The organism is Natrinema sp. CBA1119 (genome assembly GCF_002572525.1).
In the GTDB taxonomy this organism is placed as follows: domain Archaea; phylum Halobacteriota; class Halobacteria; order Halobacteriales; family Natrialbaceae; genus Natrinema.
Window position 1 is genome coordinate 1,117,287 of the sequence record NZ_PDBS01000001.1, and the last position, 13,583, is coordinate 1,130,869.

The following is a 13,583-nucleotide window of genomic DNA, read 5'->3' on the forward strand; positions in this document are numbered from 1 at the left end:
CGATCACCGAAAAGTTGAGTTCCAAGTCTATTGTGATTATTGAATCTCCGTAGCCAGGACCCCGTACGAAGTTATGATATTTTCAAGGAGCGACATCTCAGTCTCAAGATACGGTTCCACGAAGGGTTCGAGAGCAGTTCGAACGTGGATCATTGGGTAGTAAAATTATGATGCGATTTCGGGATCGCACCCCTTGTGTCAATTGGATACCAATAACATCTATAATACTCTATTGATTTATCTAGTCTAGTGTCTCTCTCCTCAATTACGGATGCAGCCGTCCGATGTGAAGAGAAACCGGAGTTGACGCTATGGTTCGGTCAGCCATTCTCGATCGGTAGTGACCTTATGTCGTTCGGTGACGTTGAACTTGCGGCCGTGGATACGTCGTTGGATGCCCTTAATCGAAATCAGAGTCTTACGATACAGAACCCACTACCGGCCGATGAACTCCTCCTCAGTATCTGTCTAGGGTACATTCGCTTACAAAACCCTAGATTTCCCACCAAGGGGATCATCGGCCAAGGAAAATCACTCTGTTTGTTTCCGGCCCTCTCGAAAGGTTACGTGACCAATTTTGACAATATTCGTCGTACTGGTGTAGGTGAAATGCCGAAACTGATCGACCGAGAGTCGATCGGTGCGATGAGTGAAATCGATGGGGAAGCAGATCTCTATACTGCCAAACATGGGATCGGTCTGGACACTGTTCCTCAGGAAATCGGGGCCCTAATCGTGGATCTCCGGAAGCGCGAATGGCGCCAACCAACCGCTCGTCTGGAGGAGCTTAAGGAGTACGTTGACCAGACTCCTGTCCCAGTGATCTACTATCTCGATGAGGAGCGATCCCAATTTGATCCCCTGCTCGAAGGGACTGAGCGGATCACGATCGATAACAAACTACTCACGACGGCCAGACCCGAGCTCAGTGAGCACGCCACCACACTCTCGACGTATGCGAGTATTCTCACCTCTGGCGAGCGAACGGTACAGATCACGGCCATTCACCACCCTGAGATGCAATCGGTCATCCGAGACCTTGGCAACATGAAACGCGACCTGCAAAACGTGCCTGGGCTCCAAACAGAGGTTGGGTGGTTGTTCAACCTCTTGACCGAACTCCCCGTCAGACCACAGTATTGGGAACAGGCTGTTCAGGATAACTTCCATCACCAATCCGTCGCCGATCTCATTCAGAACCTTCGGGCAAAGACGAATCATCTTGAGGGTATGACCGCCGATCTTCTGGTCAACTACGCTCAGGCAGGCAGCTACCTCCAACAGCTCCTGAACCGCTCGCATCCGCTTCAGGAGGCGCTATTCGATCGGCTGGCAGAGGCCGACGCAAAAAAAGTCACGACCCGCTTCGTGGTTCGCAACGAATACGAGCGAGATGCTATCAATGCGGCGCTGGCAGCAGAGAACCGGCAGATGCCGACCCACGCCGAATTAATCCCGATTGCCGACCTGAAACCTGATCCGGATGTCCCGACGGTGTTCACACGGCCCATGCGGAACGCACGCTATGTTTACGGATTTCCACCCTCGCGGACTGTTGAGTTCGTCCAATTCGACATGTGGGCCGACTATGTCGAATCTCACCTTCAGGAAACCCTTGAGGGGACTGATACCACCGTTACCCGCCGCGAGTACAACGAGCCTGTCTCGGAGTCAACTCATGCTCACCGGTCACATGCCAGTTCGGGCAGTCAAGCAGCCGCCGGTCCTGCCAACACCCAAGGACTCGATGACAAAATGACTGTAGAAGACAATGAAGCCCCCGCCAACCAGTCAGTGAGGGGAGATAGCATGAGCGAATTCTCCTATGAGGCACCCAACTACGACAACCCCGACGAGCTGCTGGAAGAGGTCCTAGCTGCGGAATTCAGTAAGGAGATCAGACAATCCGCAGGCGGCGCCAGTAGCGGCGATGATCGTAGTGGGGATGTTGACTTCTCCGGGCCCAAAAAGCGGATCATCTTCCAGGATGGGGACTCGATCATGCGAGCACCATCCAGCCGCGTCACAATTACGTCTGGCGACAATATTGTTCGCATCTCCGTCGCGGAGCTCGAGCCTGGTGATGAAGTACTGCTCGTTGACAATGCCCAAAACGACGTGTACGACCTGTTCATCAAATCGACCCACGAGCGGGATAAGGTTCGCGGCAGCGAGTCGACGATCGAGCGTTGGCGGTCGATCCTGCAGGACGGCCTGGACACAGAATACAGCGCTATTGAACTCATAGATGAGATGGAAGAACACGGATCCACGATTGGCAATGTATCGACAATTTTGGGGTGGCGGTCCGGCCGAACACTCGGGCCTAGAAACCCAGATGACGTCAAATACGTCCTTGAGATATTGGCGCCTGACCAAACATCGTTAGCGACGCCCACCGTGAATGCACTCAAGGAGATCCGCGGCTTGCATCGGAAGATCGGCCGTGAAACTCGGCGGTTGGTCGAAGCCAAACAAGCAGGTGCTTCACTCCCCAGCGGCGTGAACTCGGTGGATGGTAATATCGACACAGCTACTAAGCAGAAAGTCATTGCAGAGGTAACTAATGTCGAGTGACGCACAGCAGTTCGGTCAGTTCCTGCTCACCCAGACCATAGATCGTGTATCTGGTCGTGCCCTCCCCTACTGTGTCGGCGAGCGCCCCGAAGATTCCTACTACCTCTCTAGTCTGGCTCCTGAATACGGTATAGACAGAGACGAGGATTTCGAGGCGAAAACCAGGCCCGTAAGTCACGGAATCGAGTTCAAACCGATCGCCGGGTCAACCGGGACCGTTAAGATCTCCTTCGACTTGTACTACCCGAGCTTTCCCACCTACGAGGAATTTGAGGCGCTTAGGACCAACGGCGTTCAAGCGGCGAAATTGGAAGTTGCAGACCGTGAGGACATCGAGATCGATGACGTTGACATTGATGATATCTCTACGGACGCGTTGTTCTCCTTCGAGGAGATGTTTTACCGGCGCTTTACAGTCGACTACGAGTACAAAGGGAAGTTATCGGACATTCCCGCAGCGGCTTCAACCATCGAATCAGAGCTTCAAGCAGCCGTACGGGAGGCGTTCGCAGCCCACGCTAAGACCTATCTTGTGACGGCCGATCCGGTGGCGGGCGCCGGCTTGAATCGCTCCCCACGGGAATTGCTTGAGTTCGATGAAGCAGCCTTCGAGGAACTCAAGAATCAGGTATCAACCGTACCGCTCGGCGAATACGAGTGGGGACTGGGATTTACGACATCCGAGACGGACGGCCAACTAACCCTGGAGCTAGTCAATCGGCCCCTCAGCGAGACGGCAGGCGATGGGAACGATGATCCCTTTGTATTCAACCCCAAGATCGCCGTGGAAGGACGTTTCGAGCCCTATACTTTCGAATTAGTGCCCGCTGACTACCGATACGATCAGCAGGTGTGGGCCAAGGGCCACAACTGTTCGACGACAACTAGTGAGGGGGATCCACCAACGCGGCTCGAAACGACGGCGACGCCGAGCGAGCCCGTCTACGAATTCGCGTTTAACAGCGACTACAATACGGACTTCGCTGATCTCACTGACGAGGCGACGCTCCAGACCCTAGAGGACATCGCAGAGGGTATGGCCGACTACCACGAGACCTGGGCGACGAGACGTCGAGCCGAGTTGATCGATGAGATGGAGCTCACCGACGAGGAAGCCCAAGAACTTGATAAGGCCGCTGCAGACTTCAAACAAGAGCTCAAGCGTTTCGAACACGGGATCGAGATCCTTCATCGAGATGAACAGGCCCTCACGGCTTTCCGCGCTATGAACCAAGTGAACGCGGACCAATATGACTTCCCTGGCTGGCGGTTGTTCCAGCTGGTCTTTATCGTCTGTAATCTCTCAGGGATCGTGCGTCGCGAACACGAGTGGGCGGCGACGGACTACGACGAGGCAGCCGATGTGCTGTGGTTCCCAACTGGCGGAGGTAAGACCGAAGCGTACCTCGGACTGATCCTGTTCAATCTGTTCTATGACCGCCAGCGTGGCAAACAAAAGGGCGTCACCGCCTGGATCCGTTTCCCACTCCGGCTACTGAGCCGCCAGCAGAAGGACCGTTTCCTCCAGAGTCTCCTGTATGCCGAGCAACTTCGACGGAAACCGGAGTGGTTCGACGGGGCCGGTGAGGAATTCTCGCTAGGGTTTTATGTCGGGGGACAAGACACGCCCAACGCGATCGGGACCGATCGCGATACGCTCCGGCAGGCGTTCCAGCAAAGCCAGGACAAGCTCGAACGCGAGTGCAAGGTACTGGATGAGTGCCCGGTCTGTGAGAGTTCGATCGACGTGGAATACGACGTCGAGAAAAACAGCGTGTTCCATCACTGTACCGGTCCGGACTGTTTCGACCGGCTGCCGCTATACGTGGTTGATCGGGACATCTATCGCTACATTCCCTCGGTGTTGCTTGGCTCCCTCGACAAAATATCTGTCATGGGCATGCAGCCCCGCTTTACCAACCTGATCGGGAACGTAACAACCTACTGTCCGGACCACGGCTATGGCTACTCGGGGAGCTGTTCGGAGAAAGATCTCTTTGACTGTGCAGGCAAACTTCAGGAGGCTAATTCGTTCTATGACCCCGTCCCGACACTTCATCTTATCGACGAAGTACACTTGCTGAGCGAGGAGCTGGGGACGTTCGCCTCTCACTACGAAACGACATACCTCTCACTGTGTGAGTTGCTCTACGGGAAGACCCCCAAGATCGTGACTTCGACTGCGACGATTTCGGAATACGAGCGCCAGATCCGGAACCTCTTCCAGCGGGATGCCGTCCGGTTTCCCAATGACGGCCCCGTTCAAGGGGAGACCTTCTACGGCCACCTAACCAAGACGGTCGAACGGGAGTACATCGGGATGATGCCCTCCAACCGGTCGCATCTCTACGCTGTGCTGGACACGGTGGCAGATATCCATCAGATTATTCGGGATATGCGAACGATGTCGGTCGATGATCTCAGGGCCGCTACCGGGATCGAATCACTCACCGAACAACGCAAAGCGGAGCTGCTAGATCTGTATGAGACATCGCTGGTCTACTTCAATAACAAAACGCGGAAGGACCGCTACCGAGAGAACATCGCGAAGTACGTGAATCCGAAGCTCAAGCGCGATGGCTACGAGGACCCGCTGATCGAACGCCAACTTACGGCTGACACCGAAAACCCCGAATTTCTCGAGCAGTTGGAGAACCCCGAAGGGATTGACTTCAAGGATCGTATTGACACGGTCCCCTCAACCAGCTTCATCGGCCACGGGATCGACGTTGATCGGTTTAACCTTATGCTCTTTTTCGGGTATCCGCGCCAGACGTTCCAGTACATCCAATCCAGTAGCCGGGTCGGTCGCCAATCCGACGTGCCGGGGTTTGTGCTGGACATCTTTGATCCAATCAAAAACCGGGACAAGCATCGGTTCCGCTACTTCGAGAAGATGCACCAGTACCTCAATCGGACTGTCGAGCCCGTCCCTATCGATCGCTGGGCCAAATTCGGCATCGAACGGACTTTCCTAGGAGTATTCAATAGCATTTTCCTGCAGTACTACCGTCCAGCGATGTTCCGCAAGTACGAGCTTACCATTGATGGAGAGACCGATCGGGCTAACGTCCAGAAGGCATCACATCTCTATCATCTTATGACAAACGATGACTACCCAGAACTCACCGAAGCGAACCTGATCGAACTCGTCAAGCGCGCGTATGGCCTCGATCGAGATGGCAGCTCAAACGAATACTTCGAAGATCAGATCGAACACCGCGTCCGCCAGGTCTGGACCTACTGGAAGGCGAATCTCAGTAGTATGCAATACCCAGAGTTCCCGGCAGGCGAAGAGCCGATGCAAAACCTTCGGGACATCGGCGATCAGGGGACGATCACGCCTGACTACAACAATCAGAACTTCATCAAAGGCCTCACGGAGGGGAACTGACAATGACGATGGAACGAAAGAAGTCGAAGTTCCTCTATGATTTCCTTCCGGGAGCGACATTCAATCATTCCGAGACGAACCTGAGTGGACTGATTACTCGACTCCACCCGGATGATGACGGCCATGGTCACGACGTGGTCCCGGATCTGCCGGATCAATATATCCTGCGCCGGATCCAGCGACACGCGAACAAGTGGACCAACTGGCAGGAACTCGATTTTAACCCAACGGAGGTTTCCATCGTCCAGCCAGGAGCGGCGAACTTCGAAGTCTTCCCCCGAACCTTCGCCTGTGGGAACTGCGGGACGGCCAACCAGTTCCACTACAACGAGATTAATGAATTCCCGGGTGGCGGGCAGACCCCCAACTGCCAGCGCTGTGGCACGCCCATGCATGACCACGACCAGATGCGTTTCGCAGCCGTCTGTTCCTGTGGCCAGATTCAAGATATCTACGTCCCCAAACATTGCGGAGCCGGTATGGAGTTCCGAGAGAGTGGTGTCCGGCTCACGGATTCCTATTGGCGATGCACGGATCAGAACTGCAAACACACCGAGGAGTTCAACACCGGTGGAAAGTGCTTCAATCAGGGCTGCGATCGCAACGATCTCAAGGTCCTACCTCACTCGGCCTCGACCACGTTCTACCCCCAAACCCAAACGTTGGTAAACGTTCGCCAGGATTTGGACACGCTGCGCACAAACGGACAGTATCAGACCCAGATTGTGAGTGACTATCTCCTCGATGAAGCCCAGCTAGGCGAGCCCGACCCAGACAAAGTGATGGATCTAGCTATAGACTTGCTGCAGTCTGGGGAAGCAGAGTCTAACGAGCAGGCCAGAGAGCTGGCCAAAGAGCGCCTCAGGATCGATATTAGTGACCATCGAAACCAGACAGATCAGTTCCTTCGCCAGCAGTTCAATGATCGACAGCGAGTTCAGGTGAGCGAGGAACTCTTTGAGTACCTCTCTATGACGAGTGAGACCTACGACGAGGAGGGGTACATCTATTCGTATACGCTCGAGGAACTCGCAGCTGGCGAACACGAAACGCATCTCGAGTCCAAGTTGTTACAGGAATACTTGGCCGAGCGTGATCAGAGGAATCTCAGTACCGTCCGCCTGATTAAGAACTTCCCTATTACCGTTGTCACGTACGGTTATACGCGGTTGTCTCCCGAGCCTAGTGGAGGCTTTGGTGAGGACGACCCAAGTGACGGCGCCACGCCACCGGCGCTGAACCTCTTTCGGAGCGGGAAGTGGGCTGACGTCGAGATATTCGCACGGACTAACGACGCCGAAGCCGTAATGTTCACGCTAGATCACGACGCCGTCTTCGAGTGGCTCACTGCGAATTTCGACGTAGACGCAGAGGCGAGCGATCTCAAGGAGTGGTATCTGACACAGGTGACTAATCCTGGTCGATTCGGGGCGATCAACCCGGCCGAGGAACCAGTCTCGCGGGCGGTATTCTCACTGTTGCACACCTACTCCCATGCCGTTATCGAAGCGATAGGTGCGTTGTCGGGCTACGGTCGGGAAAGCCTCGTTGAGCATCTACTCCCCCGGACGCTTTCGACAGTCATCTACAAGCGTGCGGATACGGACTACAGCCTTGGGTCGATCTTCACACTGTTCGAGGATCGCTTTTTGGATGTGATGGATCAACTCGAAGAGGCAGCGTTCTGCACATACGATACGATCTGTCAAGCGGACCACAACGGGGCCTGTGAGGATTGTTTGTTCCTCTCGAACATCACCTGCACCAATTCCAACAAAAATCTCAGTCGATCGCTCCTGTTCGGCGGGGAGTTCGACGGGCAATCGATCGACGGCTACCTATAGAAATCTACAGTCTATCCCATTGAATCCCCGGCATTAGACCTTGGCTGTACTCGGTGGGTCATCGACTTCGAACGAAGTCTTAGAGGTCGGCCTGCATCGCTCGCCGGATCGCCAATAGTACTTCCTCAATATGGTCTGGATCGGACGAATCGTCAACATGAATTGAGAGGACACAGTTGACTGCGCCCTCCGAGTCGATCGTGATCTCCGTCTTCACGTCATCCGGGCTGAATGGCTCGCCAGTGATAGTGGTCTGGATCCCAGCATTCGTCGTCCCTGCATCAGTAGGATCGTCAATGTTGACCGAGCCCGAGTCAACTTGGTCCTCCTTGTAGCTGGCGTTCAGTCTGTCTTTTACGCTAGTGGCGATAGATTCCGACCCAGACTCCGAGTCGTCTTGGGAGTCGCTTGCGGTCCAAACCGTCTCCGGAAGGCGATCGCGAAACTCTTCATCAAATTTGAAGTGACAGATGGTGTTCCTGGATGCGAAGACGTACTCACCCATCCCTGCGGCCTCCAACGTCGCGAAGAACGTCCCGACACGTTCTTTCAGCGTTTTTGTGCTCAACTCAAGTCCGTACTCATCTTTTAACATCGAGAGTACCGTCTGGCGCTCTAAGGGACCTTCGAAGAGCACGCCCTTGTCGTCCAACGAGCGGAGGATCTGGCAGTACGGTTCGTGGTTCGCCAGTCCAGCTGCGAACACGTCCGCTCGCTTGCGGCCGGCCTCGGTGATTAACTCCGTTCCCAATTCAGTCGTAACAACACCTTTGTCGGTCGCTGAGAGGAACCCTAACCACTCGCCGAGTCTGATCGTATCATAGACTGCGTCGTTGTTTTCCACGAGCTCATCAACTAACTGGGATTTGCTCCGGGGCTGGTTAGCCACGAGTCGACAAATCTCCTCAAGTCGGTCCACAGAGGCTTCGCGGGGGAGGGCAGCAGTGTTTTCGATAGTAGGTGGCAATTTCCTCGTCAAGTATGTCAGCCCGAATATAATGTATCTATCGGTACTTCGTGGCAGTAGTGGTATTCCCTAGACTAGTCCCATTGCCGTTCACATGTGACTATCAAGGGAGGTTGACAGCTCATAATAAAGACTTAGGTATATGTATTGAGGTGCGAACTGTATGGCAAAAGCGGAACAACAGAGCCTCCAACAAATCTTCCACGAGGCTCGACTCAATGTTCCCCGATATCAGCGGAGTTACGCTTGGACAGAGACCGAGGTTGCGGACCTGCTTGAAGATATCACCTATGTTATCCAGCGGGACGCCGCTGTCGGTGACTCTCGTGATGTCGTCCACTACTTTGGGACAATCGTTCTGGATGACGTACGTGAGATCGACAGTCCAACGCCTAACGACTGGACGCTGTACAACGTCGTTGACGGGCAGCAACGGCTGACAACGGCAAGTTTGCTGGTGGGGTGTCTCTGTGAGGAACTACAGAACCTGAATGGCATCGTAGATGTAGATACATCTAGACGTAACTCGCCCGACGAGCTCTATCAACAGTACCGGGATCTGTACGTCAAATACCGGAACAAGCAGAACGGTCGGCGGTTCAAACCAGCCCGGTTGACCAAGCAAGCCTACAGCCAGCTCGTGGTCGCTGAGAAGCCCCCAGGGGTAATCCTCGACAAAGAGGAGGCCCTGCTGCCTGCACGCCGACTCGCGGAAGCCAAGCAAGTCATTCAAGGCTGGTTAGAAGACAAACGCGAAGCCCATCTCGAAGCATCACTTGAGGACGCAGCACAGGCGAACCTCCGTGCGTATTTTGACCATCTCTATGACGTTCTCTCGGCAATCGACAATATCTTCGAGGTGACCAAATACGAAGTTGACGACGCCGCGGAAGCAGGACGCCTCTTCGAGGTTGTCAACGATCGCGGCAAGGATCTAACAATCGCTGAGAAAATCAAAAGCCACCTGCTGTATTGTGCCGGTGAAGTCGAACAGCTGGATTCAGAAAACGTCGCTCGGGACTTCAATGACGCTGTTGAGACGATTACGCTCGGAGGTGGTGACGAAGAGCTTGTCGACCAATTCGTCAAGCGCCACTGGGAGATGTTCACCGGCGAAACGAAGCGCCGGCGACCACATTCGGATATCTCGGACATCCATCGCCGAATCAAACAGATCGATCGCTATGCCTCTTTAGATCGGCCGGAAGCGGATCTCGCCGACTGGATTAATAGATATGTCGAATCGCTTCGGGAGGCCGCGGAGGCGTTCAATGCGATTTACGATCCCGAACGGCTTGGCAATCAGTACGATGGCATCGATGCAGCGACGCTAAACAAGCTCACGGCCGTGGATACCTGTGGGGCGGCTTCTACGTTCCGACCTCTGCTTATGGCAGCGTATCTCAAGATGGATGTCAAGAGCGACGACTTCGCCGACCTAGTGCGGGCCTGTGAAGTGTTCGCCGTTCGAGCCTTCGAAATTATGAACCGAAGTACGATGTTACTTCGGCGACAGCTCAAACGCGAATCACATCGACTGTTCATTGCTGACTGGACGGAGACTGACATCAGGGACCTATTCGATGCAGTCACGATCGATGACCGTTACAGTAGTGTCGATAACGCCGTCACCTCAATCATCGATAAAATCGATACCGAGACTGGCAACCGCGCTCCTGAATCGGATATCATTGATTGCTTAACCCGGGGAGACGTCATCAGCGGTGAGTTCAATCGGGGTTGGGGTGGCTTCGGGAATGGGAAAAACACCGTGCTGTACCTTCTATATGAGTACGAACGCTCACTGCGCAGCCAAATGGGTACGACCGGGCTGCATACCCTGGTCGGCTTCGGGACATTCGTTACCGAAGCTGAAATAGAACATATTGCGCCGCAGAATCCTGACGTCGCAGAGGCACGTCTGGAGAACCACAACGAAAACCGTCACCGTTTGGCGAACCTCGCATTCCTCTGGCCACAAGACAACAAGACCGTCGGGAATGACACATACGAAAGAAAATACAACAAGATCTACAAGGACTCAAAGATCGCGATTCTGGAGCACCTCTCTGATCCCGCCGATGGATGGGACCTAGGTGCCCTGAATCAGCGGGAAGACGAGCTGGTAAAGTTCGTGCTTGAACGCTGGGCGGGACACAAGCGTGCACGTGTACTGCTTACAAAGGAACCAACCACTGACCAGAAGGCCTGGCTGCGAGAGGAGGTCCAGGCACACTACAGCGGTATGGAAAACGGAAACACTCTTCCGACGATCGTCTTCGAGACAAGTGCGGACGGCTCCGTTCAGGACAAGTCCTACAAGCGCTACAAGCCCTGCAGTAGCTGTGGCGGGCTGAAAATGGAACTCGACGGGGATGACTTTCATTGTGCCTGCGGCACGAACATTCGGGTACCGAACTACCAAGTATCGAAATAATCTGGGCGACCGTCGCCTAACAATCGATTAGGCTAGCCCGCCGGACAGCATTTATCAAGCGATTAGGGATTCTCATTTGCCTCGGCAAATTCACGAAGATAATCATCGTATTGGGAGTCTCCAAACGATTCCGTGTCGAATCCGTCTTGCCAGGCCCCTCTAAGAGCAATTTTCTGATATTATTTCCAAGCGAATCGTCTGTTCAGAATCTGAACGAACTCTAAACGGCGAACGACGCGTTTCTTAAAACGACCCAACGTTGTCCCTTGGATTTCAACCGTCCACAAATCAGAGGGGCCCTGACAGATATGATATAGAGGGTCTCGCCGACCGATATACCGAAAACCGGAGGACAATAGAAGCCGCGAACAAAGCATCCAACTAGCATAACATACTGAAAACAAGACCTGGTTTAAAACCCATACCCCAGTTTCCAGTGGATCAGCTGGAACTCGCGGAGGCGTCAGTAATTTTTTGAGCAAGTGCCCTTAGGCACACTCGCTAAGGGGGTTGTCCCAGCGGTCGGGAACGGATAACCTGCTCGAGTCACATTCTCGCTCTATCGTGCCGACCGACTCTCCAGTCGAAACACACGTTCGACGATATTCCGGTAAAACAGACCGCTAATTAGTCCCTTACGACAGTGTTGCCACTCACTGGGACGGCGCTATCTGAGGGTCGGATTCACTTTTCCGTACTCCCATGAATCGGGATCCGATCGCCACTGAACATTGGCCGCTCGAAGTTCGAGCGGGTCACGACCGATCGAGGACCACGCGTCGACGGCCTCGGCGAGTATGTCCTGGACACGCGGGTTAGACGAACTCTTCAGCTTCGAGAGAATCGTATCGATCCGTAGCGTCGTATCCTCCTCATCGGCAACGCCGACGAGACTCGCACTGTACTTCGTACAGAACTGTTGCCAGGCGTTCGATGACGCGCTCTTCGTCTCGAGGTTGTAGAGCTTCGAGACACGATCGGCAGCGTTCTCGATACCGAACTCGACCTGCTCGACGATCGCAGTGATGTCCTGCTCGAACTTCTTGCTCGCGAAGGAGACGCAGGCGTTGTCGTTTCGCAGTACACCCCGGAGTCGGTCGAGCGTCCGATACACCGTACTGATACTCCGCCCAGTGTTATCCGCCAGCTCGTTCGGGTGTTGCTCTCCGCCATCAGTGACGAGCGTCTTGAGGACCTTCTCGTCGCTCTCACGGAGTCCGACGAACGTCTGGAGGATCATCGCGTTCTGCTCGGTCTCGAGTTCCGGCGTCGGATCAGCGAACAGCTCGACGGGCTTCTCCGAAGCGACTGCGTCGAAGTGATCGTCGGGGACGTACGTCGTCTGATCGACCTGGACCGGAACTCCGCTCCAGGAAAGAACGTTGATGAGCGTCTCGTCGATCTCCCGACGTAGCTTACGATGATCTTCCCATCGGAACGAGCGATTGCTGTTCAGCTTCTTTTTCAGCAGCACGCCCACCTTCGGATGGTAGAGCGGATCCGTCTCATCGTCTTCGCGGACGTACTTCGGGTGGTAGTGCTTGATCTGTTTCCCGAATCGGTGGCCCGAGATCAGTCGCTTCGCGTCCGGCGTCGGCAGCCGGACTCGGTGATTATATCCGACGATGTCCTCGTTGTCGACGCGGTACTCGAACTTACTGCCTTTCTCGGTCGCACAGAGGTGCATCAATCGCTGCATGATTCCGGCTCGACCGACGACCTTGGGACTCCAGGATCGATTTAGCCGGACGTATCGTTCGTACGTCGTGATATTACTCATCCCGTGGACCTCTCCCGCGAAATAGTCCGTGTTGATCGGGAGACTGCCTTCTCGAGCCAGCACCTGGACGAACGTCGGCAGCAGACGACGGAACTCGAGCGGTTCGAGATTCGAGCCGGCGAAGCGAACGTTGACGCCTTCGTCTTCGGGAAGGTTGTCGAACGGCGTCGAGACCTGGTCGCCAGTCTCGTAATGACGCATGTTCGCGAACCGGGACTGAATCAAGAAGTTCGCCTTCCGTTCTCCTTGTCCGTACCCGCTGATCCGGTATTCGTAGAGCCGCTCACTCGCAACGTCGTCCTCGAGGCGCGGTGCGATTCCGCTCTTCTGGTACTTGAGGTTGATCGTCCACTCTTCGCCGTCGACTTCCGTGTCGATCTCACCGGAGTATCCGTCGAACCGTTGGATGAGGAGTCGACCGAGAATCCAGTATGGACTCAGCCCGTGCTCGGTGAAGATGAGGTTCCCTTCGCACTCGTGAGGTGCAGTCGCGATCTGCCTCACGCGCGACACCCCAATTTATGAGAGTTGAGACTGTAGTGTGCAGGTAGCTTTCCCCCTCTTCCGGGGGAAATTGAAGGAAT

The 13,583-nt window shown here is 54.6% G+C and carries 6 protein-coding genes; 4 read left to right on the top strand and 2 right to left on the bottom strand.

The window, feature by feature from the left end:
- The first annotated feature begins 249 nt into the window (after window positions 1-249).
- The 3 genes from CP556_RS05535 to CP556_RS05545 are packed head-to-tail and all read left to right on the top strand — an operon-like array spanning window position 250 to window position 7,815.
- Window positions 250-2,577 (top strand): DrmE family protein, encoded by a 2,328-nt coding sequence (locus CP556_RS05535; protein ID WP_141551634.1) that lies wholly within the window; start codon window positions 250-252, stop codon window positions 2,575-2,577.
- Window positions 2,567-5,971, top strand: a complete 3,405-nt coding sequence (locus CP556_RS05540) for a DEAD/DEAH box helicase family protein (protein ID WP_098724708.1) — start codon at window positions 2,567-2,569, stop codon at window positions 5,969-5,971. Before CP556_RS05535 ends, CP556_RS05540 begins: the two co-directional genes overlap by 11 nt.
- A 2-nt stretch (window positions 5,972-5,973) precedes the next feature.
- Complete coding sequence (locus CP556_RS05545) at window positions 5,974-7,815, top strand: hypothetical protein (RefSeq protein ID WP_098724709.1); 1,842 nt, start codon at window positions 5,974-5,976, stop codon at window positions 7,813-7,815.
- Window positions 7,816-7,894: 79 nt separating this feature from the next.
- Here CP556_RS05545 and CP556_RS05550 read toward each other — a convergent pair whose 3' ends face one another.
- Window positions 7,895-8,734 carry an AAA-associated domain-containing protein gene (locus CP556_RS05550; protein ID WP_176548133.1) on the bottom strand — a complete coding sequence of 280 codons (840 nt, stop codon included), beginning with the start codon at window positions 8,732-8,734 and terminating at the stop codon, window positions 7,895-7,897.
- 211 nt (window positions 8,735-8,945) lie between these two features.
- On the opposite strand from CP556_RS05550, the gene CP556_RS05555 reads away from it, so the two are divergent.
- The gene (locus CP556_RS05555) at window positions 8,946-11,219 is read left to right on the top strand and encodes a DUF262 domain-containing protein (RefSeq protein ID WP_098724711.1); all 2,274 of its coding nucleotides are present in this window, start codon (window positions 8,946-8,948) and stop codon (window positions 11,217-11,219) included.
- A gap of 667 nt (window positions 11,220-11,886) precedes the next feature.
- On the opposite strand, the gene CP556_RS05560 is transcribed toward CP556_RS05555, so the two are convergent.
- A complete protein-coding gene (locus tag CP556_RS05560) occupies window positions 11,887-13,503 on the bottom strand; it encodes a DUF7845 domain-containing protein (protein WP_141551635.1) in 1,617 nt (538 codons plus the stop codon).
- Window positions 13,504-13,583: the final 80 nt, after the last annotated feature.

Excerpts from the sequence above, each read along its gene's own strand:
- CP556_RS05540 (WP_098724708.1), top strand. The coding sequence starts at position 2,567 with ATGTCGAGTGACGCACAGCAGTTCGGTCAGTTCCTGCTCACCCAGACC.
- CP556_RS05545 (WP_098724709.1), top strand. The coding sequence starts at position 5,974 with ATGACGATGGAACGAAAGAAGTCGAAGTTCCTCTATGATTTCCTTCCG.
- CP556_RS05555 (WP_098724711.1), top strand. The coding sequence starts at position 8,946 with ATGGCAAAAGCGGAACAACAGAGCCTCCAACAAATCTTCCACGAGGCT.